The following is a 26,447-nucleotide window of genomic DNA, read 5'->3' as shown; positions in this document are numbered from 1 at the left end:
AGCGCTAGACTTCCGAACCTCAACCACCAGACCACGGGCCTATGTCGCCGTCGATCCGCCTTGCCGTCCTGGCTCTCTTCTCGTTCTCCCTGATCGCGGCGGACGCCCAACCCGACCCGATCGTCACCCGCTATCAGGCCGTCGCCGACCGGCTGACCTCGGCCGCCCTCGCCGATAGCGCCGCCTGGCATAAGATCGCCGAGCTGGCCGACCGGTTCGGCCACCGGATCTCCGGCTCGGCGGCCCTGGAACAGGCCCACGACTGGATCCTCGAGCGGATGAAGGCGGATGGACTCGAAAATGTCCGGGGCGAACCGGTCATGGTGCCCCGCTGGGTCCGAGGCCGGGAAAGCGCGGCCATGCTGCAGCCCCGCTTCGGTCAGCTCCCGATGCTCGGGCTCGGCGGGAGCATTGGCACTCCGGCCGGCGGGATCACGGCGGAGGTCATGGTCGTCACCAGTTTCGACGACCTGAAAGCCCGAGCCGCCGAGGCCCGGGGAAAGATCGTGTTGTTCGATGTGCTGTTCACCAATTACGGCGCCACCGTGCAGTACCGCGGCGGCGGCGCGGTCGAGGCGGCCAAGGCCGGCGCGGTTGCCAGCATGATTCGCTCGGTGGGACCGTTCGGGATGCGGACGCCCCACACCGGCGGCATGCGGTACGACGCCGCGGTCACCAAGATCCCGCACTTCGCCATCACGGCGGAAGACGCGTCGATGATTCACCGGATCAGGAACCGGGGCGAGAAGGTCGTGGTCAAAGTGGAGATGGCCGCCGCCATCCTGCCGGATTCACCATCCAAGAACGTGATCGGCGAAATTCGCGGGTCTGAAAAGCCGGACGAGATCATTGTGATGGGCGGCCACACCGACTCCTGGGACGTCGGAACCGGGGCCATGGATGACATCGGCGGGGTGGTCATTGCGTGGGAAGCCATCCGGCTCATGAAACAGCTCGGACTTCGGCCCCGGCGGACGATCCGGGTGGTGGGCTGGACCAATGAAGAAAATGGCGGCCGCGGGGGCGCCGGGTACCGGGATGCCCACCAGAGCGAATTGGCCAATCACATTCTGGCCATCGAGTCGGACGGCGGAGTGTTCCGGCCCACCGGGTTCGGGTTTACCGGCTCGGAGGCGGCCCGGGCCATCCTCAAGCGGATGTCGCCCTTGCTGAAGCGGGTCGGCGCCGATTCAATCGGACCCGCCGGCGGCGGGGCCGACATCGGCCCGATCATGGCGTTAGGTGTTCCCGGCATGGGTCACAATGTGGATGAGACCAAGTACTTCTGGTATCACCACACCGAAGCCGACAACGTCGACAAACTCGACCCGCGCGAAGTGGCCATGAACGTCGCCGCCATGGCCGTCATGGCCTTCGTCGTGGCCGACCTCGAGGAACGCCTGCCCCGCTAGGCTACCTGACTTCGATCGCCTTGAGGCGGCGGGCGATCTCGGCCTGGTCGAGCCACCGGCCCCGGACCATGACCCCGCTCTGGCGGCCGACATTGGCAATGTCCTGGAGCGGATTCCCGTCGAGCAGGACCAGGTCCGCTCGTTTCCCGGCCGCGATCGTACCGGTCGCCGCCTCGGTTCCGAAGTAGACGGCCACATTCCGGGTGCCGGATTCGAGCGCTTGGAACGGCGTCAGACCGGCATCGACCAGATAGCGGAGCTCTCGGCGCAACGAGAAGCCAGGCACATTCCACACCTGCGGTGCGTCGGACCCGAGCAGGAAACCGACGCCGGCCCGGTGGAATTCCTTGATCAACTTGTTTCGGAACGCGAGGTAGCGGGCTTTGGATGCGGCCGACACCGTCGTATCACCTCGCATCGCCGCGGTGGTCCGAACCCAGCCCGCCACTTCAGCAGCCGTCATGTACTTGAGTTCCGGCCAGGCCCGCATTTCATCGACCGTGTAGTTGCCGACGATATGCCGCATCAGGGTTTCGGTCGGCACGACCCACACCCCGGCTGCCTTGGCTTTGACGGCCAAGACGGGAATTCGTCGTTCGTCGGCCCGGTCAATCAAGCCAAGCCCAAAGAAACCATCCTCCGCCGTGGTAAAAGGCCGGGTAGCCGGCACTAGCCCTTCCATCACGCCGTCGAAGTGATCCACCGACCAGTAGCCGGCCTCGATCGCCCGCTCGATCCCGACCTCGAGGGGCACATGGCCGGCAAACCGAATCCCGACCCGTGTAGCCGTGGCCGCGATCGTGTCGAAGACCTCCCGCGAGAGCCCCGGATGAATCTTGAGGAAGTCGTAGCCTGCCAGCCGGTACGTCGTCACGGAGTCGGCGGCGGCGGCCGGGGTCCGCATCGTGTTGCCGTTGACCGACGGACTCGATGAATAGATCGTCGGACTCAGCAACTCGCCCCGGGCCGCCCGATCGCGAAGCGGCAGATGGCGCGGGTCGCCTAGCATGCCGCGGACGGTGGTGACACCGTTCAGCGCAAACAACGCCAGCACCCGCTCGATCGTCGAGTCGGCCACCTGTCGCCCAGGGGGGATGTGCGCATGCATTTCCGCGAGACCCGGGATCAGAAACTTGCCGCGGCCCTCGATCCGGACCGCATCGGCGGGAACGGCCACCGAGCCGGTCGCGCCGACCGCCGTAATCCGGTCGCCCTCGACGACGACGGTCTGCCCCGACAGGACCCAGTCTCGGTCCATCGGCACCACCGAAACGTTGACGAACGCGAACCGGCGCGGGGGCTGCGGTGGTACGGCCATCGGACTCGGACCAGTGCATAGCGCAAGGACGGCGGTTAGCAACATGACAGCCTCAATGAGTGGGCGAGAACGGCAACCGGGTTACGCGGGCCGGGCAACCCGGAGCGTCAACGGAAAGCGAATCGGCCGGATCTGGGCGGGATCGCCCCAGGCCGCCAGCAAGTCGGCTTCAATCAAGCCGACCGGGTCGTGGCCCTTCGCTTGGCGATACCGGGTCACGGCGGACCACGTCCGAAGGTAGCCGACCACGTGCTCGAACGACCATTGCTCCGCCATTTGGAAACTCGGCGGTTCGAATTCCGCGAAGGGTATCATGAGGCTCCGATAGTCTTGGTCGATCAGGACACGGTCGCCGGGCCAAAAGGGGCCGACGACATCAGTATAGAGGTGGGCCACCACCCGGTCGACCGCCTCGCTCACCGCCATGACGTTGTACATCCAGCACGCCAGCAAGCCGCCTGGGCGAAGCACCCGTCCCACTTCCGCGAAGAATCGGGGGCGGTCGAACCAATGGAGCGCCTGGGCCACACTCACGAGATCGACGCTCCGGTCGTCGAGGCCTGACGACTCGGCCGGCGCCACTCGATACTCGACGTTTGGTGCCGCCTTGGCGTGCTCGAGTTGCGAGGCACTCGCGTCGGTGGCCACGATCCGGTCAAAGTAGGGAGCCAGGCCGAGGGCGGCCTGCCCGCTGCCCGTGCCACAGTCCCAGGCCACCGAGCGAGCGGGGCACGAGTCGGCCAACCACCGGAACAGCGCCGCGGGGTACGATGGCCGAAACAGGGCGTACCCCGCGGCGCGGGCCGAGAAATGGTCTTGAAAGGCGTTACCGGTCACCCCAGGTCCAACGAATAGTGGTAGAACGAGGTTTCGCGGACCCAACCCAGTTTTTCATACAGTCGCTGAGCTGCCGCGTTGGTGGTCTCGGTCGACAGCTCGAGATAGCGGGCGCCGGTATCCCGGCCATACTCGGCGGCCCGTTCCAAGAGATGGCGGCCCAGGCCCAACCCCCGGGCCACCGGACTGACGAAGAGGTCGTTCAGAACGAAGGCCCGGCCAATCGAAAGCGAGGCGAACAGCGGATAGAGTTGGGTAAATCCGACGAGGGCTCCGGCCGGTTCGGCCTGGATCACGAAGATGATCGAGTCGCCGTTCTGGAGCCGGCTCTCGATGAACGCGCGGGCCGCGGCCAGATCGGAGGTTCGGCGGTAGAACTGCCGGTACTGGTCGAACAGGTGCGCCACCGGCTCGAGATCATCGGGCGTGGCCTGGCGGACTACCGCTGATGCGCTCATCACTGACCCTGCTTCAAATGAGGATAGCCCAAATACCAAGCAGGGACGCGAGCGCGAGGCCAATCGCCAGCCCGATGCCCTGCCAACGGGCCCGCTGTCGAATGGCCTCCCGGAGCGCACTGAGCGACGCCATCAGCAGCACCAAGAGTCCCCCGACCAACACCAGGTATAGGACCATGACGATCACGTCGTCACCACCCCTACTCCCGGGTGCTCCATCGAGCCGCGCCCCGCTGCAGGTACTCGGCGAAGCGGGTGGCGTCGATATTCGCGCCACAGATCAGCAGGCCGGTTCGCTTCCCGCGAAGGCGCTCCCGGAGCGGACCCAGGGCGGCGGCCGTCGTGGCGGCGCCGGCCGGCTCCACCGCGAGTTTCATTCGTTCAAACAGCAGGTACATGGCTTCCGTCAGATCGTCGTCGCTCACCAACACGATGTCGTCGACAAACCGCTGTACCAGGCTCAGACTATACGGCAACGCGAACGGCGGGCTCAGGCTGTCGGCAATGCTATTCGGGTTCGGGCTAGTTTCTGGAACGCCTGAGGCCACGCTTCGTTTGATCACATCATTGCCGGACGGTTCGACCCCGTACACGAGGCAGTCAGGCCGGATTTGTTTGATTGCGGCGGCCATGCCCCCGATCAATCCGCCGCCGCCGATCGGAATCACGATCGCCTCGAGATCATCGGCCTGCCGGAGGAACTCGAGTCCGACCGTGGCGGTACCGGTGGCGGTGGTCGGTCCCTCGAAGGGGTGGACGAAGGTCCGACCCTCCGCTGATTCGACCTCCTTGACCAGCACAAACGCCTCATGAACGTCGGCGGCCAGCACGATTTCGGCACCGAGCCGGCGGCAGATCGCGATCCGGGCGGGGCTCGCGGTCTTCGGCATCACGACCTTCGCGGTGGTACCCAGCGTGTGGGCCGCATAGGCCACCGCGGCGGCATGATTCCCCGCGCTGACCGCCGTCACCCCGCGCCTCCGCTGGTCGTCCGTGAGGGACAACACGTTGTTGATCGCGCCCCGGGCCTTGAAGGTTCCCGAATGCTGGAACAGCTCGAGTTTGAGCGTCGCCGACACCAGGTCGTCCTGCCAATCCCACACCGGGGTTTCCCGGATGTACGGCGCCATCCGGGCCGCGGCCGCGGCGATCACTTGCAGAGTCGGGGGTGCTTCAGTCACCATTCACCTCGTGAAAAGAACGCCGATCAGGGGAGCGGGCCCGATCCGGTGTCGGTGGGGTGCGCACTACGGTTGGGCCGGAGACGCGAAGGACATGGGAGGCCGTATGAACATGACGTTATCGCTGGCGTTGGTCGCCATCACCACCCTCGGAACGACAGGGTGCAACCGCAACCGGGTTGAAACCGACGTTGACCCCAACGCGCCGACGCTCCTCATCGTGGACAACCAGTCGTTCCCCGACATGACGATCTACGTGCTCGAAGGTGGACGACGGGTGCGGCTCGGTTTGGCCGGCGGGAACAGCCAGGCCAAGTTCACGTTGCCGAAGTACTTGGTTCGGAGCCTGACGTCGATTCGGTTTCAAGCCGATCCGATCGGGAGCGCCCGGGCCCCGGTGTCCGATGAGATCATGGTGAGCCCCGGCGACCAAGTCACGCTCCGGATTCCCCCGGCGTGACCGCCCGGCACCACACCTCAGCACCAATGTTACCGCCGCAGAGGACCACGGCGACATCTCGACCGGCCACTCGGTCGGGATGTCGTCGCAAGGTAGCCACCGCCACGGCCGCCGCCCCCTCCACCACCAGACGCTCCTCCTCGAACAAGAGCCGGAGGGCTGCCACGATGTCCGATTCCTCGGGCAGATCGTACTGATCCACCAAGTCACGGCAGAGGTCAAACGTCAAGGCACCGGCCTCGACGCCTCCCGCGGTTCCGTCCGATAAGGTCGGGAGCGAGGGCAAGTCAAGAATCTCGCCTCGAGCCACCGACTCGGCCATGACGCATGAGTTCTTCGGCGATGAGCCGAGGACCAAGAATTCGGGACGATGGGCTTTGAGCCACGTCGCGATACCACCGATCAACCCACCACCCCCGACCGACACGACCACCGCGCTGAGCGAGGGGCACTGCCGGAGCAACTCGATGCCGATGGTGCCCTGCCCCGCCACGACGTCCCAGTCGTTGTAGGGTGACAGGTAGACCTGACCGGTTCGTTCACTGACCCGCCGGGCCTCGACCTCCGACAACCCGGAGTCATTGCCGAAGATCTCGATCCGGGCGCCCAACTTCAGAATCTTGGCCACCTTGGACGGCGCGGCGTTGTCCGCCAGGTATACCATCGGCACCACGCCCGCCAACTTCCCGGCATACGCGACCGCCACGCCGTGGTTGCCGCTCGACGCCGTGACCACACCCCGGGCCCGCTCGTCAGCCGAGAGCGACAACATCTTGTTGAGCGCACCACGCACTTTGAACGAACCGGTGAGCTGCTGATTCTCGAGTTTCAGGAATACCCGCCCACCGGTCTCCGCCGAGAGACTCGGACACAGCACCAGCGGCGTTTCCCGAACCTGAGCCCGGATCCGCGACTCGGCGGCCTCGATCCGATCGACGAGGTTCATTGGGCCTGTCGTTTGAGCATTCGTCCGGCCCGGCTCGCCACCGTCTTGCCGTCCTGCCAGACCGGAAGGCCGTTGATCCAGACTCGGGCGATGCCGGTCGACACCAGGTGCGGCTCGGCCGGCGTGGCCCGGTCGCCGACCGTGGCCGGGTCGAACAGAACCAAGTCGGCAAACTGGCCGGGCGCAATCGTTCCCCGGCGTGTGAGCCCAACATGCGCCGCCGCCAGACTGGTCATCTTCTTGACCGCCACTTCGAGCGGCATGACCTTTTGCTCCCGAACGTACTTGCCTAACACCCGCGGAAAGGCGCCGAATCCCCGCGGATGGGCGCCGTCGAGCGCGCCATCGGAACACACATTGGTATGGTCCCACGCCAAGAGCTTGCCGATGTCGCCTTCATCCATGCTGGTGGCCACGACGCTCTCGCCGCCTTGACCCGGGTGAGCCTTTTCCCAGACCATGGCTTCCCGAATCAGGCCCATCAACGTGTGCGCCGGATCTTCGTTCCGGAGTTTCGAGATCTCAGCCACCGTCTTGCCTTTGTAGGCCGGATTGGCTTCGAAGTCGCCGATCAAGAGCCCCTCGGGCGTCGAGATTTCCTTGAGAATCTTGTTGGCCTCGGCCCGGTTCGCGAAATCCCGCTTCGGAAAGAGAACCTGCAGGGTGGACTGCCAATAGGTGTACGGATACACGTCGGCCGTAATGTCGATGCCGCTGGCCCGGGCGGCGTCCAAGAGCCCGAACAAGCTGTCGGTTTTTCCCCAGAGTGGGACCATGGCCAGCTTCATATGGCTGATTTGCACCGGGAGTTTGGCATCCCGGCCGATCGTGATGATCTCATCGATGGCGTCCCAGAACCACCGATCCTCGCTCCGGATATGGCTGATGTATCGTCCGCCTGCTCTGGCGGCAACCTTGGCAAGCGTCAGCACCTCGGCCCGGTCCGAGTTGATGCCGGGGTCGTACTCAAGCCCGCTCGACAAGCCGAGGGCGCCGGCGTCGAGTTCCTGCCCGAGCAGCACCGCCATTGAATCGACTTCCGTGGAGCTGGCGTGACGCTTGAAGTTCTCGCCCATGACCGCGGAGCGAATGCTGCCATGTCCGGCGTAGAACGCCACGTTGATCGAGGAACCAGCCTTGACCAGGGTGTCGAAGGTTGCAGCGAGGGGCATTGGATGACCGCCGTCGTTACCGGCCACAATGGTCGTGATACCCTGGCTTACCGCCCCCAAGGCATCGGGCGTCTTCAGCAGACCCCAATCATGATGACTGTGGGTATCGATGAACCCGGGTGCGAGCACCATGCCTTGGCCATCGATAACCGAATCGCCCGGGGCCGGCGTGACCGCGCCAACCGCCACGATTGTGTCGCCCACGATCCGGACCGCACCGGACGCGGCGGGGGACCCCGTTCCGTCGACAATCCGCACGTTGATGATCATCGTGCCGCTCGGCCCTGAGGCCGTTTGACACGCAGACAACAGGACAACCGCCGCGAAGGCGGCACGGCATGAACCCATGGTTCGACCCGGATTGGGAGAGGAAGCGGCAATGTTGCCGTGAAAGCAGCCTGGGGGCAAGGGGGCCTCAGCCCGGTTGGCCATAGGACCGGAACCGGTCGATCACGGCCCGCATCTGCTCGGGATCGAGCCGGGCCGGCTCGCCGAGTGGCAGAAGCCGGAGGTATAGGTCGGCCAGGAACTCGACCTCTGCCGCCACCGCCATCGCGTGGTCGAGGGTCGTTCCCGCGGCCAACAATCCGTGATGGGCCAGCAGGCAGGCCCAACGATCCCGCATCGCCGCGGCGGCCAAGGCCGCCAAGGCCTCGGTGCCGAAGAGGGCGTAGCCGGTACCCGGCACCGAGTCACCGCCCGCGATCGCGATCATGTAGTGGAACGACGGCAGCCCGCGGCCAAGACAGGCAACGGCCGAGGCCGCTGGAGAGTGCCCGTGGACCACCGCCCCGGCGTCGGGCCGGGCCTGATAGAGTCGGGCATGGATCCGCCACTCGCTCGACGGACGACGACGCCCGCCGGGGGCGATCGTACCGTCGAGCGCCATGGCGACCACATCAGCGGACTCGAGGCCGTCGTAGGAGATGCCGGACGGAGTGATCAACATCCCATCGGGGGTGCGGCAACTCACATTCCCGGAGGTGCCGTGCGTCAGGCCAAGCGTGGCGGTCCGACGGGCCGCCGCGACCACCAGGTTCCGTTCAGCTTCATCGGTCATCGGCTGCCCTCCGGAAAAAGTCGGGCCAGGCCCTCGAGCGATGGTTCGGCAAGGCCGCGTTCGGTCAGCAGCCCGGTGACCAAACGCGCCGGCGTCACGTCGAAGGCTGGATTGGCTACCGAAACGCCGGGCCCATGGCCAAGCTCCGCTCCGGATCGTTCCTCGATCGGAATGTCGCTGCCCTTGGTCAACGTCCAGTCGATGCTCGAGGACGGGGCCGCGACGTAGAAAGGAGTCCCGGTGTCGGCGGCGGCCAGCGCTTTGAGGTAGGTCCCGATCTTGTTGGCAACATCGCCCTGACGGGTGGTCCGGTCGGTCCCGACCAGGCAGCAGTCGACTTGGCCGGTTCGCATCAGGTGGCCGCCCGCGTTGTCGGCAATGACCGTGCAGGGCACCCCGTGACCGGCCAGTTCCCAGGCCGTCAGGAGGCCCTGGTTTCGGGGCCGGGTCTCGTCGACCCAGACATGGAGCGGGACGCCTCGATCGTGGGCCAGGTAGATCGGCGCCAGCGCGGTGCCCCAATCCACCGTCGCGAGCCACCCGGCGTTGCAGTGGGTCAAGACATTGACCGGTCGAGTCCGGCCGTTCTGCTCAAAGAGGGCGCGAAGCAACGGCTCGCCGTGCTCACCAATCGCCCGGCAGGTGGCCGCGTCGTCATCGGCCAAGCGAGCGGCGTAGTCGGAGCCGGCCTGCGGCCGGTCAGCGGGCGACAACGCCTCCAAATGGCCGACCACTCGGTCGAGCGCCCACTGGAGGTTGATCGCGGTCGGCCGAGTCATGCCTAACGTTGCGACGGCCCGCGACAGCCCGGCGTCACTGGGGTCGGTTCGCAGGGCCAAGGCAACGCCGTAGGCGGCGGCCACCCCGATCAGCGGCGCGCCACGGACCCGCATCCGGCAAATCGCATCGGCCACGTCGTCGAGCGACTGCAGCCGCGCAATGACCAGTGTTCCGGGCAAGGCGGTCTGATCGATGACCGCCACGGTCCAGCCGTCGTCCTCAACCCAGATCGTTCGGTACCAGCGGTCGCCGACCCGCATCAGTGGCCCTCGAACTCCATCACGCAGTAGGTCTTGCAGCCAACCGCTTCGAGCCGGCGGCGCCCGCCCAGTTCCGGAAGATCGATCGCAAAGCAGGCCTCGACCACCGTCGCGCCGAGCTGTCCGAGCAGCGACAGGCCCGCGAGCGCGGTGCCGCCGGTCGCGATCAGATCGTCAATCAGCATGACCCGCTGCCCCGTCCCGACCGCATCGCGGTGGATTTCAACCCGGTCCGTCCCGTACTCGAGCTGGTAGTCGCGGCCAATCGTGGCCGAAGGCAGCTTCCCCTTCTTTCGGATCGGCACGAACCCGGCACCCAATCGCTCGGCCACCGCGCCACCCAGGATGAACCCGCGGGCCTCGATCCCCGCCACTCGGTCGATCCGCTCGTTGCGATACCGGGAGGTGAACCGGTCCACGAGCTCGCGGAATGCCGGTCCGTCAGCCATCAGGGTGGTGATATCCCGAAACAGAATCCCGGGTTTGGGATAGTCGGGAATCGAGCGGACCAAAGCCTTGAGATCTTTCACAGTACCCGCCCCGCGATGCCGCGGAGTTGTTGGACCAATCTGGGATCCCGCGCACCGGGTGCCGTCATCACCGCCGAGTCGAGGGCCCGATCGCAACCGCACGGACAGGGGGTTGGCCGGTCGGTCAGCCGGGGCGCCACCGTCCGAATCAGCTGCTGGGCGGCAGCGGCATTTCGAAGCACCACCCCGACAACCTGATCGACCGTGACATGGGCGTGGTCGGGATGCCAGCAATCGTAGTCGGTGACCATCGCGATCGTCGCATAACAAAGCTCGGCCTCACGGGCGAGCTTGGCCTCCGGCATGTTGGTCATCCCGATGACGCTCATGCCCCAGGACCGATAGAGGGCGGATTCCGCTTTGGTAGAAAACTGGGGACCTTCCATCGCGAGGTAGGTCCCGCCCCGGACCGTGGCCAGGTTCAGGTGCTGGGCGGCGCCGGCGATCAGATCGCCGAGTCGGCGACAGACGGGATCGGCCACCGACACGTGGGCCACCAGCCCGGGGCCAAAGAAACTCTTGGCGCGGGCAAAGGTTCGGTCGACGAACTGGTCGACCACCACGAACGTTCCGGGCGGCAGGTCCTCACGCAGCGACCCGACCGCCGAGAGGCTCAGCACATCGGAAACGCCCAGTTGTTTCAGCGCGGCGATGTTCGCGCGAAAATTAAGATCTGAAGGCGGAATTCGATGGCCCCGGCCGTGACGAGGCAGAAACGCCGCGGCTTGGCCGCCCAGGGTTCCCACCAGCAGCTCATCGGAGGGATCACCCCACGGGGTGGTGACCCGTTGCCAGGCGGCCCCCTCCCACCCGTCCATCTGATACAGCCCGCTGCCCCCGATGATTCCGATCACCCGGTTCTCCTGGTTCGGTTGTGCGTTTGGCCGTTTACGCTTCAATTGTAACCTCGGCACTCAGCGCACAACGGGGGGGATGGTATGCGGTGGATTGGGGTGGCGGGGTTGGTGGTGGTTGGGGTGGCGGGGGCGGGGGCGGGGTGGGCTCAGGGGGGGCGGCAGTTTACGCCGGAGATTGCGCTTGGTGTGGTGGGGTATGCGGTGCAGGATGTCTCGGAAGATGGTCGCTGGGTGGCGGCAACGGCTTCGAGCCGGCGGGATCAGTTGGGCGTCGATCACCACCGCGATGGCGACCCGTCGTACCTTCGGCCCGCGAGCGCGGAACTCTGGATCATCAATAGCGACAATGGGTCGAAAAGCCGGGTCTTTTCCGGACCCCGAAACGTGAGGGCGGTGGCGTGGTCGCCGGACGGCCGCCGACTCGCCATCCTCGTGGTCGAAGGCGATCAGGTCGTGCCGGTCGTCTGGGACCGGGACGGCGCCCGGTTGAATCCCGTGAGACTTCCCGCCGGCCGATTCGTGGCGGAAAACAGCGAACTCCGCTGGGACCGCGCTGGGACCAGGCTCCTGGTCGCGCTTCGAAGCCAGGATTGGCGAAAACGGACGGCGGACCGCTTTCGGGAGATGACCGCGGGGCCGGTGTTCGTGCAGTCGAGCGACGAGCCGTTCTTGGCCTGGGATGACCTCCGTCGCCAGGGGTCCGTGCGGATCGTGGCGGCCATCGACATCAGAACTGGGCACACCCAGGAACTCACCCCCGAAATCGGGATCATCTCGTGGCACCTGGCTGACGATGACTCGAGTCTGGTCTATCAAGAGGACATTACCCCGAAGACCGACTACGACGTCATCTTCGGCACCGAGGGTCGGCTGGTTTCACGGCGCGACGGCGCCCGGTCAACCGTCCTCGGCTCAACCAAGGGCCTCACCCTGGTCTGGTCCCGGGACGGGCGGCGGTTTGCCTATGCCAAGGACGGCCGGCTGCTACTCGGGTCGATCGGTGATACCGCGGCCCGCCAGATCGCGGGAGCCAAGGAGACGACGCCTGCGATCGATACCACCAAGGTGGCCCGCGACCGCCGAGAGAAGGAGCGCTTCAGCCCGATTCGATTGAGTCCCGACGGTCAGGAGTTGATTGCCGGCAACACCGAGGGGATGTGGTTCGTCGAAACAACCGGGGGCGCCCGGACCATGTTTCTGGCCACGCCGGATTCCGCCACCATGGCCCCGCGATATGCGGTGGTCGGCTGGAGCGATGACCGGCAATCCGTGCTGCTCTCCGTGGCGTCACGCAAAACCTGGGAGCGAGGGTTCGCGCGGTTTGACCGGCGGACCGGGCGGCTCGAGCCCACCATCACGGACGGCCGGAGCTACGGAACCCCTCGCTTCTCTCGCGACGGAAGCCGGGGCGTCTTCACGGTGGCCGATGGAAGCCGACCGCCGGATCTCTTCGTAGCCAGCGGGGATCTCCGAAACGCCACCCGGTTGGTCGAGACCAACCCGGATCTTCGAACGGTGAGCTTTGGGAAAAACGAGCTCATCGAGTACCTCGACGTTGATGGAAAACGCCAGTTCGGCGTGGTCTACTACCCTCCCGGGTTCGAGGCCGGGAAGCCGTATCCGACCATCTTCTATGTCTACGAGTCGTTCTTCGACGATCGGTATGAGTCCATCATCAACACGCTGACCGGGGCGGGCTACGTGGTGGTGCAGCCGTCGGTGAGCCTGGAGACCGGGTACCCGGGCGAGGGGTGGCTCAAGGGGGTCACCGCCGCGGCCAATCGGCTGATTGAACGAGGCATCGCCGACTCGGCGCGGCTCGGCGTCCAAGGCATCAGCTACGGCGGCTATGCCACGAACTTGCTGGTCACCCAGACCAAGCGATTCAAGGCCGCCATCAACATTTCCGGCAAGGTCGATCTCATCAGTTTCTACACTGACTCACCCCGGCTCGGTGTCCGGAACGTCCACGCGGCGGAAAAGAGCCAGGACCGCATCGGCGCCACACTCTGGCAGCAGCCGCAAAAGTACCTCGATCAATCGGCGATCATGTTCGCGGATCGGATTGCGACGCCCTTGCTCCTGATGACCGGTGCGCTCGACGCCAATGTGCCGGCGGACAACACCCGCGAGATGTACTATGCCTTGCGACGGCTGGGGAAACCGGTGGCGTGGGCCAACTACATGAACGGCGGACACGGGACCCCGGCCACGACGGCAGCGGATTTTGTCGACTTCCACCACCGAATCGTGGCGTGGTACGACAAGTATCTCGCGGCCAATCCCTAACGGCTGTGGAGAAACAGTTGGAGCAACAGGTAGAGGGCCAACAACGGAGTGATGGCTTGGGCAATGGGGCTGGAGCGACGACGGGAGTACCGCACGGCGAGAACGTATCGCGCGGGACGCCCACTGACAAGGAGCCGACGATCGTGTTCATTCACGGAGCCGGCATTTCGAGTTGGATGTGGCGGCAGCAGCTTGCGTCACTGGTCGGATTCAAGGGCCTGGCCGTCGAGCTTCCGGGCCACGGGGCCTCACGAGCGCCCTGGATTTCAGTGCCCGACGCGGCCGACGCCGTGGCCAGGGTCATCAAGAACGAGGTGCCCGGAGGCAAAGCGCACGTCGTCGGCCTGAGCCTCGGCGGCGTCGTGGCTCTCCAGTTATTGGCCCAGGACCCCGACGCCATTGACCAGATGCTGGTCAGCGGCACCTTGGCCACTGGAATCGCCGGAGCTCGGGCCCTTGCCGGGCTGACGGCTCTAACGCTCCCCATTGGCAAGCTCGGACCGCTGGTCCGTCTGACGGCGAAGATGATGGCCGTGCCGCCGGAGGACTACCCCAGCTTGCTAGCGGACGTCCGGCGCTTGGAGGCCGGACCACTTCACCAGATGATCCTCGATGTCACGACGTTCCGGCCCCCGCCCGCCCTGGCCGAGCGCCGCCACCCGGTGCTCGTGGTTGCGGGCAGCAAGGAGCACCGGAAGATCCGGGAGAGCGTGGGCCGATTGGTGGCCCTGATGCCGAATGCCCGCGGTAGCTTTATTTCGGGAGGGGTACACACGTGGAACTGGCAGTGGCCCGACCGGTTCAATACCCTGGTTGGGACTTGGTTTCGGGATGGGCTGGTGAGCGACGTTGTCGCCTAACGTTCGATCCGGCCGCCCATCCCGACCCAGGCGCTGAAGCCGCCGATCAGGTTCGTGACCCGCTCGTAGCCCCGAGACCGGAGCACACTCGCGGCAATTGTCGACCGGCTGCCGGTCTGACAGTGGAACAGGATATCGGCGTCCTTCGGGATCTCGTCCAATCGTTCCAGCAGTTCCGGCAAAGGGATCAGGGTCGCATGGCCCATGTGCCCTGCCGTCCATTCCGATCGATTCCGGACATCGATCACCAATCGGTCGACCGGCGAGCCGTCCGCCAGTTGCTCCACGGTCAGCTCGGTCGCGGTTCCGAGCGTGTTGCCGCGGCCCTTCCACGCGTCGACCACCGTCGCCTCGATGATACCGCCGATCCGGTCGAAGCCGATGGCTCGGAGATTCCGCGCCACCGCCTCGCCGACTGTAGCATCGACGAGCACCACGCAGATTTCCTGGTCATACGGAAGCACTGACCCGGCATAGGTCGTGAAGTTCCTCGACAGTGGAATATTGATGGTGCCCGGAACATGCCCGGCGGCAAATTCCTCACTCGGCCGAGTATCGACCACCATCGCACCTGCGGTCAGATGGCGCTTGAACGCCGCCGAGTTGAGCGACGGCACCGGCGGGAGCGGGCCGAGCACCGCGGCGCCGGCCCGATTGACCTGCTTCATCCGGCCGAAGTACCGGGGCGGTTCCGGTTGCCCCGCCAACACCTGACGAACGAACTCGTCTTCAGACTCGACCCCGAACGCCCAGTTGAACCGGCGTTCGTAACCGACCGTGGACTGGGGGATCGCGCCGAGTCCCTTGCCGCAGGCCGACCCGGCGCCATGTCCGGGCCAGATTTGGACGTAGTCCGGGAGGGTCTTGAACCAGGCCAGGCTTCGATAGAGATCCCGGGCCCCGGCCTCCGCGGTGTTGGCAATCTTCGTCGCCTTCTCCAGCAGGTCGGGCCGGCCAACATCGCCGACGAACACGAAGTCGCCGGTGATCACCCCGATCGGTTCCTCGGCCACCGCGCCATCCGTCACCAGGAACGACAGGTGCTCGGGTGTATGACCGGGCGTGGGCACCGCAGTGATCGTGATGTTGCCGATCTTGATGACGCTCCGATCGCCCAGGGCCGTCACATCCGACGCCTCCCGAAACTCGTACTGCCAGTCGGCGGGACCACAACCGCTGACATAGGTCCGGGCATTGGTGGCCACGGCCAGTTCCCGAATCCCCGAGACGAAATCGGCGTGGATATGGGTTTCCGTCACCGCGACGATCATGAATCTTTCCGCCGCCGCGACCTCGAGGTACGGCTGAATGCTCCGCGCGGGATCGATCACGATGGCGGTTCCGTTGGCCTGGCAGCCGATCAAATAGCTGGCCTGGGCGAGCTGCTCATCGTAGAAACGACGAAAGTACATGACTCTCCTGATCCATCACCTGGGTTTGAACAACACCAGCAATCCCATGAAAACCAACAACACCGCAAACCCCCGGCGGAGCGCCGTCTGGGGGACCATGCTCGTCAGCCGGCTCCCGATCGCCACCCCGACAATCGCCAGGACCGTAAACAACCCGGTGGCGCTCCAATCGAGACGGACCGTACCGAGGTAGCTGATAAACCCGGCCAAGCAGCTGGCGATGATCAGGATCAGGCTGGTCCCGACCGCGTCCTTCATCGCCAGCCCGCCAAGCAGGACCAAGGCCGGCACGTACAGGAATCCCCCACCGACCCCCACCAGGCCCGTCAACATCCCCACCCCTAAACCTAACGCCGCGATGATCGGAAAAGGACGCCTGATCTGGGTTTTGGCCGGGCCGACCGGGTTCTGCCAGATCCCGGGACCGAAGAACATCGAGACCGCGGCCGCCAGCATCAGGAAGGCAAAGACCACGAGCTGAACCCGGTTCGACGCCAAATGGGCCAACCGGGCCCCCACGAACGCCCCCAGGATCGCCGTCGGACTGAAGCTCAGGGCCGCCTCCCATCGGACGTTGCCCCGCCGATGATGGCTGACCGCGCCAACCATGCTCGTCACCCCAACCACGATCAAGCTCATCGGCACAGCCTGCTTCATCGGGACACCCAAGGCATACACCAAGACCGGAATGGTCATGATCGAACCGCCGCCGCCGAGCAGTCCGAGCACGACGCCGACGACGACGGCCAATCCGAACCCCACCAGGGCCATCACGATTCCGACCCGACCCGAAACCGCTCAACCAGCTGGACCAACACCCGGAGATCGAATGGCTTCTGCCAGTGAGAGGTCTTGAGCCGGGCCAGAAACTCCGCCATCGCCGCCAACGCAACGGACAGCGCCAACCAGGCCCATGACCAATGAATGAAGTAAGGCCGAGGCGTTGTTTCCCGGCGGAGCCCGAGGACCAGCGTGGTGAACAGCAAACACGCTCCCAATTCGACCAGAATGCCGATGAGCGAAATCGTCTGGGCCGCGGTGGGTTCAGGCATTGAGCCTGAAATGTGCCCTGGCCGACCCCTCTTCGGGAGCGCCGACGTCCGGTTAGTATCTACTTCCGCCCCACCCAAGGACCAGTATGGCGTCTCGGCAGGAACAACTGGCCAACCTCTGGACCCGTTGTATCGGTCTCCCAGCCGGCCGGTGGATCTTTTCCCGTCTGTTCGGTTGGTTCGTGCCGTACAGCGGCTCGATCGGAGCCACGGTCCAAGAACTCGAGCCCGGCCACTGCCGCGTCACGATCAACGACCGGCGTGCCCTCCGGAACCACCTCCGGTCGGTGCATGCGGTCGCGTTGGTCAACGCCGGCGAGATGACCAGCGGACTCGCCATGACCTTGGCCCTCCCTCCGGACATCCGGGGTATCGTCACGAGTATTGCCGCGGACTACCTCAAGAAAGCCCGCGGCCCACTGGTCGCCACCGCCCGCGTGACGGTGCCCCCGGTTGGGAACCTCCCGGTCGACCACCGCGTGGAGACCACCATTACCGACCAGAGCGGAGATGTCGTCTGCCGGGTCACCACCGTGTGGCGCCTGGCCCGCGCCTAGAAACCCGCAAACCGCCAACTGGGCTCGAAATCTCCCCGCGGCGGTTGCTTCATCAAACCGGCCCGGACCAACTCGACCGGCAGGTGCCCCGATTGCAGGATGGCGTCGTGAAACGCCTTGGTGGCGGCCAGGGTCTTCGCCGTCGCGGCGGGAGTCGAAGCCGATGGCTGTGATTTGTTTGAGCCACGCCCGATCGAAGCGCGCCATGGCGCGCCGCCGCACCGCCGAGGCTTCGAGGTCGTACTGGCGGCCGAGGGCCCGGCGGTCGGATGAGTAGCGGGCCACGACATCCCGGAGCTCACTCGCCGGCCGTCCAACCAGACTGGTCAACGGGGGCGACGGGGCCGGTCTGGGCGGCCACCGGCCCGGCGGCCACCATCAAACAACAAAGCAGTTTCATGGATTCGTCGTCTTGGCTGGAGGGGGTCCGCCAAATCTACTACTTTGGAGGCATGCCAAAACCTCCCAAAGACCCTGCGAATGATCCGAACGTAGCGGCGTTCCGGGCGATTCTCGAAAAGAAGAAAGCGGCCCGGGCCGCGGCACTGCCCGCCAACGCGGCGAACATCGCCGCCAAGGCCCAGAAGCCCCGAGCCAAGCAGCAGCTTCGCCGTCGGCCGTAACGGCAGCGGGTCGGGAGCGGCCGGGTTTTCGGGGCCAACCGCGCTAAATTGCCGGTTCCATGCGCCTCGAGACCCCGCTCACCGCTCACGCCCGCATTGCCCTCCCGATTATCGGCGGCGCCATGTACCCGTGTAGCAACCCCGAACTCGTCGCCGCGGTGTCCGAGGCCGGCGGCATCGGGATCGTCCAACCGATCGCGCTGACCTACGTCCATGGCCACGAGTTTCGTGCCGGCCTCCAACTCATCAACCGATTCACCTCGAAACCGATCGGGATGAACGCCCTGATCGAGACCAGTTCCAAGACCTATCACGACCGGATGATGCGATGGGTCGACATCGCCCTCGAGGAAGGCATTCGATTCTTCGTGACCTCACTCGGCAATCCCCGCTGGGTCGTCGATACCGTCACCCGCCAAGGCGGGGTCGTGTACCATGATGTGACAGAGCGAAAATGGGCCGAGAAGGCCCGCGATGGCGGGGTCCACGGCCTGATTGCCGTCAACGCCCGGGCCGGCGGACACTCCGGCAGCCGGAACCCCGAACAACTCCTCGCGGAACTCAGCGAACTCGGACTGCCGGTGGTCTCGGCCGGCGGGATTGGGAGCGAAGCGGAATTCGGGGCGGCGCTCACCCTTGGCTACGCTGGCGTCCAACTCGGCACCCGCTTCATCGCGACCCCGGAGTGCACCGCGAGCGAGGCCTACAAAGAGGCCATCGTCGCGGCAACCGAAGCCGACATCACCCACACCGAGCGGTTGAGCGGGGTACCGGTTGCGGTCATCAAGACGCCCTACATCGCCCGAATCGGCACCAAGGTCGGCCCGGTGGCCCGATGGCTCTTCACAGGCCGCCGCACCAAGAAATGGATCCGGGCCTGGTTCGGGCTCCGGGCCATTCGGGATCTCAAACGCACCTCGATCCGGGGCCAGGGGCGGGCCGACGATGCCGCGACGGCCATCTGGCAAGCCGGGATGAGCGTCGGCACGATTCACCGCATCGAACCGGTGGCCGTCATCATGGCCCGATTCGAGGCCGCGGCCCGGTCTGCCTAACGTTAGAAGTCTTTCTTCCCGAACCACCGGAACCCGGCCACCAACGGAACCGCGGCACAAGCCAGCAGCACGCCAAACGCGGCGGCGATCCCGGGACCGGTCCCCAACAACTCGGCAAACAGAGTGCCCGTGTACCCCATCAGGATCGCTACATCGAACGTGAGCAGAAGAACTACCCGGGCCAGATCGACCGGGTTCAAGAACGTGAGGATCAGCACCGGCGTCTCGAGCGGGTAGTCGCGGAACAGCGTGACAACGAGCAGGAGGATCCCATCGTAGATCACCTTACACCCGAGCCAAACCAGGAGCGCCAGCCCGAGTGCACCGCGAAGGCCGCCTGTCCGGCCCACGCGGCCTGGAGCGCCCTCGGCGACCGGGTGGTTCGGTTCCTCTCCGCCACACCACCCTGGCTGACCTGGCCAAAGGCCACACCCGGTGGCCCAACCAAGCAGCCCTCGAGGCCGCCACCGACTGATTGGCGGACCCGGCCGGCCGATGCGATATTGAACCATGCGAACAGCGTGGATCGTCCTCGTGGCTCTGGCGGTTGGGGGAAGCACCCCCAGTGGAAAAACCACCCTCGAATGGTCCGGCCCGCCGGGCAGCAGCAAACCGTTTTTGAGTCGCACCTCCAAGGGCGACTTGATGCTCAGCTGGTTCGAACCGAGAGCGGACCGTCGCTACGCCCTCCGAGCGGCCAACCGATCCGCCGGGGCCTGGTCTCCCCCCGTCACGATCGCGGAAAGCGACAAGTTCTTCGTCAACTGGGCCGACTTCCCCTCGATCACTGAAACCACGACCGGTACCTGGGTCGTCCATTGGTTGGAGAAGACCGCGACGAAGGCTTACGCATATCATGTGAAGCTCGCCGCTTCCAGAGACCGGGGCCGGACCTGGTCGGCACCGGTCACCGTCCATTCCGATACCTCCGCCACCGAGCACGGCTTCGTCGCCATGGTCCCGCTCAGCTCGGGTTCGGTGGCCGTGGCCTGGCTCGACGGCCGACAAATGACCGACTCCGCCGGCGCCATGTCGGTCCGGACCGCTCTCTGGAACCCCGATGGAACCGTCTCCGATGAGGCCGCGCTCGATACCCGAACCTGCGAGTGCTGCCAAGTCTCGATGACCGCCGGCCGGGGCGGGTTGGTGGTGGCCTACCGGGATCGGTCGGAACACGAGATCCGAGACATTGCTGTCGTCCGCCAGGACGGAGCCGGGTGGTCGGAACCAGTGAAGGTGGCAAACGACGGGTGGGTTTCGCGACAATGTCCCGTGAACGGTCCGTCCATCGCCGCCACGGGCAACGACGTAGGCGTGGCGTGGTTTACCGCGGCCAACGGCGTCCCGAAGGTCAATGCCGCCTTCTCGACCGACGGGGGTCGGACGTTCGGAAAGCCGATTCGGATTGACGAGGGTAACCCATTGGGGCGGATACACTTTCAGATGACCAGCCCAGGTCGAGGCGTCGTGACTTGGCTCGAGGCCGACGGCAATCAGGCCTTCTGGCGGGTCCGCTCGGTTGGCGGGGCGGGTCCCGATCGAGAGATCCTGACAGTCGCGACGACCAGCCGGTCCCGAGACGGTGGATTCCCCCGGACAGCCCTGGTGGGATCGGATCTCTACGTGGCCTACGCCGAGCCGGGCCCGGAAGCCGGCGAACCGGGACGCGTCCGGGTCACGAAAGTCAGTCTGATCAAATAGCCGGTTCGCCCTTGTCTACCCTCGGTTCGGGGTGCACCTTTTTCGGCCCAAACCGGAACCCCGTTCCGGCGCGGGTTAACGTTCACTCCCACGGTTAAGACGGAATCATGCGTTTGCTACGTACGGCAGGCATGCTGGCAGCGGCCCTCGCGGTCCTTGCGGCACCCACGGTCATGGCGCAGAGCACCGGCACAGTGGCCGGCAAAGTCACCCGAGTCGATGATGGCGCCCCGCTGGCCGGCGTCACGGTCGGGGTCCGCGGCCCCGGCACCACGGCGGTCACCAACACCCAAGGCCGCTATGTGATCGAGCGGGTTCCCGCCGGCACCTACACGTTGGTGTTTCGGTGGCTCGGCTACAAGCCAACCGAAGTGTCCGTCACGGTCACGGCCGGTGGCAGCACCACGGCCGACGCCAAAATGGAAGCCCATCCGATCGCCTTGAATGCCTTGATCGTCACCACCGCCTCGAAAGCTCCGGAGCGGGCCACCCAAGCACCGGCGGCCGTGTCGGTCATCGACGCCCGGACCCTCCAGACCACCTCGATTACCGGACAAGCGCCGCTCGCCTTGGCCGCGGTACCCGGGGTGGACTTGGCCCAAAACGGAGTCAACGATTTCAACGTCAATACCCGCGGTTTCAACTCGTCGTTGAACCGCCGCGTGTTGGTGCTCATCGATGGTCGCGACGTTGCCACCGGCTTCCTCGGCAACCAAGAGTGGAACGCCCTCTCGGTCCCGACCGAAGATATCGGTTCCATGGAACTGGTCCGGGGCCCCGGTTCGGCCCTGTACGGCGCCAATGCCTATGCCGGTGTGCTCAACATCAAGACCCCCTCCGCCCGGGAGGTCGTCGGCACCAAACTGAGCGTCGGCGGCGGCGGGCTCTCCACCGCCAAGGCGGATCTCCGGCACGCCGGATTGCTGTACGACGGCCGGTTCGGATACCGAGTCAACGTGGGCTACTACCGAAGCGATACCTGGTCTCGTTCCCGAACCTTGGCGGACGGCAGCGCCCTCAAGACCGAATACAGGCCCGCCACCGATTCCCTGACCTTCCGGAGCTTTTGCTCGTCGTGTTCCCGGCGGGAACTCCGGGCCCTGAACGGCCAGACCGCCGACCCGGCCACCGGCGCACTGACCGGCGACCGGGACCCCGTCAAGAGCACCTACGGATCGGCCCGGCTCGATTACTACACGGCCAACGGTGACATCGCTACCGGCGAGTTCGGGATGGCGCTGGCCGAAAACGAAACCGCGGTCACCGGCATCGGGCGGGTCCAAATCACCAAGTCGGTCCGGCCCTACACCCGGTTCAACTACGCCGCCAAGGCCTTCGATGTGATGGCCTACTGGAACGGCCGGAAAACGGAAGAGCCGCAGTATTCGCTCGCCTCCGGCGCGGGCCTCGAGGAACGGTCCGACATCTTCCACGTCGAGGGCCAGCAGAAGAACACCTTCGCGGGCGACAAGGGTCGGTTCGTGCTCGGCGGCTCCTTCCGCAAGTACAGCCTCAACACCCAGCAAACCCTGATCAATCGCCTCGATGACGATCGGACCGACAACTACTACGCGTTGTTCAGCCAGTTCGAGTACAAGCTCAGCGAGGTGACCAAAGTGGTAGCGGCCGGCCGGTATGATCTCGGTGGCCTGATTGACGCCCAATTCTCGCCCAAGGCGGCCATCGTCTACACGCCGACGGACCGGCATTCGTTCCGGTTCACGTTCAACAAGGCGTTCCAGACCCCGAACTATTCGGAGTTCTTCCTCAATGCCGCCGCCGGCGCACCGGCCAATTTCTCGGCCCTCGAAGCCGGTCTCCGGGCCAACCCGCAGTTAGGCCCCCTCCTCGCCGGCGTGCCGGCCGGACAGCTGTTCGACAACACCGCCGCCGTCCCGGTCCGGGCCCGGGGGAACAACAAGCTCCAAGTCGAAAAGAACACCGGTATCGAAATCGGCTATCGCGGCGATCTGACCGATCGGTTCTACTTCTCGGTCGACGCCTACTTGAACGTGCTGAGGGACTTCGTCACCGACTTGTTGCCTGGTGTCAATCCTACCTTTGGCGCCTGGACCGCTCCGGCCGCCGTACCCGCGGCGGCCCGGGCCGCCCTCGAGGGCGCGGTGCGAAACGCCTTGCTTGCCAATCCGGCCACCGCCACCGCCGGACGGGGCCTGACCCGGCAGGAGGACGGCAAGACCGCGGTCGTGGTGTCGTACGCTAATGCCGGCAAGGCCACCCAGTACGGCTTTGAGTTTGCCGCGGGTCTCCAGTTGGCCGACGAATTTCGGGTCGACGGAAACCTGACGATCTTCCGGTTCGACATCAACCAGCAGCTCGCCGGCGATCAGCTGGTTCCCAACACGCCAAGCTCGAAAGGCAACATCGCCGTCACCTATACCGGTCGGAGCGGCCTCGATTTGGGCGTGAATTTCCGGGCGGTCAAGGGGTATGACTGGGCGGCTGGCGTGTTCGCCGGGTGGATCGAGCCGCAAGGCACGATCGACGCCAATGCGGGGTTTGCCGTCAACAACAACCTGCGGGTCTACGTGACGGCCAACAACTTGTTCGACCAACAGCGGTACTCGATCTTCGGCGGCTCGGTCAACGGACGCCGCCTCCTTGGTGGATTGACCGCTCGTTTCTAAGCGGTTCCCACCTCGCCACAAACGATAAAGTGGGGCGGGCATCGTGCCCGCCCCACTTTATCGTCTTGGTTCTCTGGATAGCCGCGCTATTGGCCAAACAGCGCGAAGCGGACGCCAACCACAACCCGAATGTCGCGCTCGGCGGGACCCTCTATCAGGATCTCGACGACCAGAATCCAAACGCCATCAAACACGACTACTTCCCGACCTATGGATTCGAACGCGACCATCTCGCCCACGACGTGGCGTTGACCCGCGGCTCCCGACTCCGGCATTGGTACGAAAAGGACCGAATCCCGGTCAACAGCATGCACCACCAAGGCATCAAAACCTTAGCCCCGAGCCTGCTGGCGAGCGCCGTGGCACCAGACGGTTTGATCGAAGCCGCCGAGTCGACCAACGACCACTTCCTGGTCGGGGTCCAATGGCACCCCGAGGTCTTTGAATTGACGGATCCCAACACCCGGCACGTTTTCCGAGAGTTCATTACCGCCGCCGCGGCATTCCACGACACCTGACGGGCAGACTCCCGACCCCTGGCACCTCTCTTGCCACTCACGGGTCGGAAATGCCCACTTTCTTTTTGCTTCTGGTATTTATCGTCGCCCTCGGCCTAACGGCCCACGGCCGGATCACCGCGGTCGCCGCGCAGAGTTCTGCAGCCCTGGCCATGGCGACCGTGAGCCAACCGCTCGTCGAGTACCTCCCAAACGAGAGCGGCGCGGCGATCCAACGGGGTGATTTTCAAAGTGTCAGAATCCTTCGGAACGACCTGCCTGCCGTGCAGGTTCTTGCTCGGCTTCGTGCCGTAATTCGATGCACGGTCCGGCTTCAGTCCTGGGGAAGCGAACTCATCTTGTTGAGCGACGACAACGGCGCCGTCTCCGCCATCCATCAACTGCTGGCCGCCGAGCCACCCCAGCCGGTCAAACCCTAGAGGCGAAAGACCGTAGATAGGGCAATGCTCTGGTCCGTCACCGCCGGAACCGCCCTCGGCGGAGTTGCCCGGGGCGGTCCACCGAGACCGTCGATAACGAGCCACAGCCGCTGTGGCGGCCCCATGGTTCGCTTCCACCAATGTCGATCGGGAATCCACTGACGCGTCAGGGAACCAACACGATCTTCCCGTAGGCCCGACCGCCCATGATGGCTTCGTGCGCACGGAACGCCTCGGCCAACGGCAACTCCTGGCCGATCACCGGGACCAGCGCCCGCTGCTCAAGACCGGCGCTGATGTCGGCGTACACCGCAGCGAGTTCCTCGGCCCCAACTCCCCATAGGAACACCCCGGTCACGGTCAGATCCTTCGCCATGATCTTCCGGGGATCGATCTCGATCCGCCCCCGGTTTCCGATCACCACAATCCGTCCTCGGGGGGCCACCACATCGAAATCGTGATCCAAGTTTTCGTTGGCCAGCATTTCGAGAACCACATCGGGGCCGCGGCCGTTGTTGGCAGCCGCCTTGATCTGGTCGAGATACAGCGCTTCCCGATGGCCAACGGCGAAGTGCGCTCCATTGGCCCGCACCAACTCAAGACCGTCCGGACTTCCGGCCGTGCCAATCACCTTGAGACCCTTCCAACGGGCCAACTGCAAAGCAGCCGTGCCGACGCCGCCGCTGGCGCCGTGGACCAAAACGATCTCACCCGGCTGGGCGGCCGCCTTCAGGAACAGGCCGACGTAGGCAGTGGCGTACGGCACCCCTAACGCCGCCCCCTCGGAAAACCCGACATGAGCCGGCAACCGGTAGACCTGATTGGCCTCGCACACCGTCATCTCGGCATAGGATCCGCCCGTTTGGCCCGCGGCCGGGCCGTGGAAAAAGACCCGATCGCCGACCTTCCAGGCACTGGGTCCGTCGCCCACCCCGACAATCACTCCCGCACCGTCCGAGCCCGGCGTATAGGGCAGGGTCGGCAAGGCACCATACCGGCCGCTCCGGATATAGGTCTCCACCGGATTGACTCCCGCGGCGTGGACCTTGACCTGGACTTGGCCGGGCCCGGGGACGGGGACGGGAACCTCGTCCACCACCATCACCGAGGGATCGCCGAACCCGTGAACTCTGATTGCGCGCATGATGAGCCGGCTCCTATTGATTTCCCTGCCGTAAATATTGGTCACTCCCAGTGGCCCAGTCCTCTCGCCGAGGGCCAAAGAGGTCCGTGGCCTCGGTCTCCTCGATCGCTTCCGCCATGTGCGGGGCTTCCGAGGGGATCCGAATCACCGACCCGGCCGTAACTTCGAACGGTTGGCCGGCGACCGTCAGGCGGAGGTGGCCCCGACGAACCCAGGTCAGTTGTTCGCTCTTGTGCTGATGGGTCGGCACGATGGCGCCCTGGCGGAGCAGGAAGTTGCAGACTGTCGCCCGCTCACCGGACACGAACGACCGGTCGATCAAGGGTGTCAGGGGTTCCTTCAGTACCTCCGACCATTGCACCAGTCGAGCCGGGTTGTCCCCGGTGGCCGGATTCAGAAACCCGGCCGGCTGGGTCGGCTGGTTCGTGAAATACGAGTCCGATCGGTTGAGCCAGTCATGCCGGATCGGGCTGAATACATCCATCTCATAGGTGTCCTCCAGCGCCACCGCCTCGTGGGCAACCCACGACGGGATGACCAACATCTGGCCCGGACCCACGACCATCGACTGGCCGTTGATGATGAACTTGAGGGCGCCGGAGAACACCAGCGAATGCTGCTCCGCCTCATGTTTGTGGTACGGAACGACGCAGCTCTTCTTGAGCCTTATATGACCCGCCATCACCTGTTCGCCGGTAATGACTTGGCGGGAAATCATCTCGGTAACCGCTTCGGTCGGAATGTCGGTCCAGCGGAACAACCGGGTCGTGCCGAGATCCATGGTCGGGGCTCACGGGTGGAGGTGTCGGGGAGTAGGACGCTTGGGATAGTAGGCCCCGCACACTCTGGGGGCAAATCGGTCGGCACGACGCGTCTGGCTCGGCTCGGCGTCAGTCGC

26 protein-coding genes and 1 pseudogene are annotated in these 26,447 nt (G+C 65.3%); 10 read left to right on the top strand and 17 right to left on the bottom strand.

Features of this window, described 5'->3' with window-relative positions; all coding sequences use genetic code 11:
* The first annotated feature begins 41 nt into the window (after positions 1 to 41).
* Entirely contained in the window at positions 42 to 1,412 is a 1,371-nt protein-coding gene (locus EXR94_07980; protein MSR02662.1) for a peptidase M28 family protein, read from the top strand.
* A 1-nt stretch (position 1,413) separates the two neighbouring features.
* On the opposite strand, the gene EXR94_07975 is transcribed toward EXR94_07980, so the two are convergent.
* From EXR94_07975 to EXR94_07960, 4 genes are all read right to left on the bottom strand, one after another.
* Entirely contained in the window at positions 1,414 to 2,775 is a 1,362-nt protein-coding gene (locus EXR94_07975; protein ID MSR02661.1) for an amidohydrolase, read from the bottom strand.
* Between the two features lie 36 nt (positions 2,776 to 2,811).
* On the bottom strand, positions 2,812 to 3,567 hold the full coding sequence (locus EXR94_07970) for a class I SAM-dependent methyltransferase (protein ID MSR02660.1): 756 nt from the start codon (positions 3,565 to 3,567) through the stop codon (positions 2,812 to 2,814).
* Positions 3,564 to 4,025 carry a GNAT family N-acetyltransferase gene (locus tag EXR94_07965; protein ID MSR02659.1) on the bottom strand — a complete coding sequence of 154 codons (462 nt, stop codon included), beginning with the start codon at positions 4,023 to 4,025 and terminating at the stop codon, positions 3,564 to 3,566. The genes EXR94_07970 and EXR94_07965 overlap by 4 nt, the downstream gene beginning before the upstream one ends.
* Positions 4,026 to 4,225: 200 nt before the next feature.
* Positions 4,226 to 5,209: a pyridoxal-phosphate dependent enzyme gene (locus tag EXR94_07960; GenBank protein ID MSR02658.1), complete on the bottom strand. Its 984-nt coding sequence runs from the start codon at positions 5,207 to 5,209 to the stop codon at positions 4,226 to 4,228.
* Between the two features lie 109 nt (positions 5,210 to 5,318).
* Here EXR94_07960 and EXR94_07955 point away from each other — a divergent pair, with 109 nt between their 5' ends.
* On the top strand, positions 5,319 to 5,666 hold the full coding sequence (locus tag EXR94_07955; protein ID MSR02657.1) for a hypothetical protein: 348 nt from the start codon (positions 5,319 to 5,321) through the stop codon (positions 5,664 to 5,666).
* On the opposite strand, the gene EXR94_07950 is transcribed toward EXR94_07955, so the two are convergent.
* The 6 genes from EXR94_07950 to EXR94_07925 form a co-directional block, all read right to left on the bottom strand.
* On the bottom strand, positions 5,641 to 6,612 hold the full coding sequence (locus EXR94_07950) for a threonine/serine dehydratase (protein MSR02656.1): 972 nt from the start codon (positions 6,610 to 6,612) through the stop codon (positions 5,641 to 5,643). The genes EXR94_07955 and EXR94_07950 overlap by 26 nt on opposite strands.
* On the bottom strand, positions 6,609 to 8,132 hold the full coding sequence (locus EXR94_07945; GenBank protein MSR02655.1) for a D-aminoacylase: 1,524 nt from the start codon (positions 8,130 to 8,132) through the stop codon (positions 6,609 to 6,611). The genes EXR94_07950 and EXR94_07945 overlap by 4 nt, the downstream gene beginning before the upstream one ends.
* 67 nt (positions 8,133 to 8,199) lie before the next feature.
* Positions 8,200 to 8,844 carry a class II aldolase gene (locus EXR94_07940; GenBank protein MSR02654.1) on the bottom strand — a complete coding sequence of 215 codons (645 nt, stop codon included), beginning with the start codon at positions 8,842 to 8,844 and terminating at the stop codon, positions 8,200 to 8,202.
* Entirely contained in the window at positions 8,841 to 9,884 is a 1,044-nt protein-coding gene (gene mtnA, locus EXR94_07935; protein MSR02653.1) for an S-methyl-5-thioribose-1-phosphate isomerase, read from the bottom strand. The genes EXR94_07940 and mtnA overlap by 4 nt, the downstream gene beginning before the upstream one ends.
* The gene (locus EXR94_07930) at positions 9,884 to 10,453 is read right to left on the bottom strand and encodes an adenine phosphoribosyltransferase (protein ID MSR02652.1); all 570 of its coding nucleotides are present in this window, start codon (positions 10,451 to 10,453) and stop codon (positions 9,884 to 9,886) included. Before EXR94_07930 ends, mtnA begins: the two co-directional genes overlap by 1 nt.
* The gene (locus EXR94_07925; protein MSR02651.1) at positions 10,411 to 11,232 is read right to left on the bottom strand and encodes an S-methyl-5'-thioadenosine phosphorylase; all 822 of its coding nucleotides are present in this window, start codon (positions 11,230 to 11,232) and stop codon (positions 10,411 to 10,413) included. The genes EXR94_07930 and EXR94_07925 overlap by 43 nt, the downstream gene beginning before the upstream one ends.
* A 120-nt stretch (positions 11,233 to 11,352) precedes the next feature.
* Here EXR94_07925 and EXR94_07920 point away from each other — a divergent pair, with 120 nt between their 5' ends.
* Complete coding sequence (locus EXR94_07920; protein MSR02650.1) at positions 11,353 to 13,560, top strand: S9 family peptidase; 2,208 nt, start codon at positions 11,353 to 11,355, stop codon at positions 13,558 to 13,560.
* 143 nt (positions 13,561 to 13,703) lie between these two features.
* Positions 13,704 to 14,420, top strand: a complete 717-nt coding sequence (locus EXR94_07915) for an alpha/beta hydrolase (protein MSR02649.1) — start codon at positions 13,704 to 13,706, stop codon at positions 14,418 to 14,420.
* Here the strand turns inward: EXR94_07915 and EXR94_07910 are convergent.
* Genes EXR94_07910 through EXR94_07900 form a run of 3 tightly spaced genes read right to left on the bottom strand, consistent with a single transcriptional unit; the run spans position 14,417 to position 16,884 of the window.
* Positions 14,417 to 15,832 (bottom strand): MBL fold metallo-hydrolase, encoded by a 1,416-nt coding sequence (locus tag EXR94_07910; GenBank protein ID MSR02648.1) that lies wholly within the window; start codon positions 15,830 to 15,832, stop codon positions 14,417 to 14,419. The two genes, EXR94_07915 and EXR94_07910, sit on opposite strands and share 4 nt — an antisense overlap.
* 15 nt (positions 15,833 to 15,847) lie before the next feature.
* Entirely contained in the window at positions 15,848 to 16,603 is a 756-nt protein-coding gene (locus EXR94_07905) for a sulfite exporter TauE/SafE family protein (GenBank protein ID MSR02647.1), read from the bottom strand.
* Positions 16,603 to 16,884, bottom strand: a complete 282-nt coding sequence (locus EXR94_07900; protein MSR02646.1) for a hypothetical protein — start codon at positions 16,882 to 16,884, stop codon at positions 16,603 to 16,605. The genes EXR94_07905 and EXR94_07900 overlap by 1 nt, the downstream gene beginning before the upstream one ends.
* An 86-nt stretch (positions 16,885 to 16,970) precedes the next feature.
* Between EXR94_07900 and EXR94_07895 the strand changes: the two genes are divergently transcribed.
* Positions 16,971 to 17,441, top strand: coding sequence for a DUF4442 domain-containing protein (locus EXR94_07895; GenBank protein ID MSR02645.1), 471 nt, complete (start codon positions 16,971 to 16,973; stop codon positions 17,439 to 17,441).
* On the opposite strand, the gene EXR94_07890 is transcribed toward EXR94_07895, so the two are convergent.
* Positions 17,438 to 17,731: a hypothetical protein gene (locus tag EXR94_07890; GenBank protein ID MSR02644.1), complete on the bottom strand. Its 294-nt coding sequence runs from the start codon at positions 17,729 to 17,731 to the stop codon at positions 17,438 to 17,440. The two genes, EXR94_07895 and EXR94_07890, sit on opposite strands and share 4 nt — an antisense overlap.
* 392 nt (positions 17,732 to 18,123) lie before the next feature.
* Here EXR94_07890 and EXR94_07885 point away from each other — a divergent pair, with 392 nt between their 5' ends.
* The gene (locus EXR94_07885) at positions 18,124 to 19,119 is read left to right on the top strand and encodes a nitronate monooxygenase (GenBank protein ID MSR02643.1); all 996 of its coding nucleotides are present in this window, start codon (positions 18,124 to 18,126) and stop codon (positions 19,117 to 19,119) included.
* Positions 19,120 to 19,121: 2 nt separating this feature from the next.
* On the opposite strand, the gene EXR94_07880 is transcribed toward EXR94_07885, so the two are convergent.
* Positions 19,122 to 19,469: a hypothetical protein gene (locus EXR94_07880; GenBank protein ID MSR02642.1), complete on the bottom strand. Its 348-nt coding sequence runs from the start codon at positions 19,467 to 19,469 to the stop codon at positions 19,122 to 19,124.
* A 160-nt stretch (positions 19,470 to 19,629) separates the two neighbouring features.
* On the opposite strand from EXR94_07880, the gene EXR94_07875 reads away from it, so the two are divergent.
* The 4 genes from EXR94_07875 (at position 19,630) to EXR94_07860 (ending at position 24,405) form a co-directional block, all read left to right on the top strand.
* Positions 19,630 to 20,820: an exo-alpha-sialidase gene (locus EXR94_07875; protein ID MSR02641.1), complete on the top strand. Its 1,191-nt coding sequence runs from the start codon at positions 19,630 to 19,632 to the stop codon at positions 20,818 to 20,820.
* A gap of 107 nt (positions 20,821 to 20,927) precedes the next feature.
* Positions 20,928 to 23,468, top strand: a complete 2,541-nt coding sequence (locus EXR94_07870) for a TonB-dependent receptor (GenBank protein ID MSR02640.1) — start codon at positions 20,928 to 20,930, stop codon at positions 23,466 to 23,468.
* A complete protein-coding gene (locus EXR94_07865) occupies positions 23,300 to 23,986 on the top strand; it encodes a hypothetical protein (GenBank protein MSR02639.1) in 687 nt (228 codons plus the stop codon). The genes EXR94_07870 and EXR94_07865 overlap by 169 nt, the downstream gene beginning before the upstream one ends.
* Before the next feature lie 50 nt (positions 23,987 to 24,036).
* Complete coding sequence (locus tag EXR94_07860) at positions 24,037 to 24,405, top strand: hypothetical protein (GenBank protein ID MSR02638.1); 369 nt, start codon at positions 24,037 to 24,039, stop codon at positions 24,403 to 24,405.
* Positions 24,406 to 24,571: 166 nt separating this feature from the next.
* Here the strand turns inward: EXR94_07860 and EXR94_07855 are convergent, their stop codons facing one another.
* Both EXR94_07855 and EXR94_07850 read right to left on the bottom strand, forming a co-directional pair.
* Positions 24,572 to 25,549 carry an NADPH:quinone reductase gene (locus EXR94_07855; GenBank protein ID MSR02637.1) on the bottom strand — a complete coding sequence of 326 codons (978 nt, stop codon included), beginning with the start codon at positions 25,547 to 25,549 and terminating at the stop codon, positions 24,572 to 24,574.
* Positions 25,550 to 25,979: 430 nt separating this feature from the next.
* Positions 25,980 to 26,330: pseudogene (locus EXR94_07850) on the bottom strand (cupin domain-containing protein).
* Between the last annotated feature and the right edge of the window lie 117 nt (positions 26,331 to 26,447).

This window comes from Gemmatimonadota bacterium (assembly GCA_009692115.1).
In the GTDB taxonomy this organism is placed as follows: domain Bacteria; phylum Gemmatimonadota; class Gemmatimonadetes; order Gemmatimonadales; family GWC2-71-9; genus SHZU01.
This window is presented reverse-complemented; position numbering and strand designations above follow the sequence as displayed.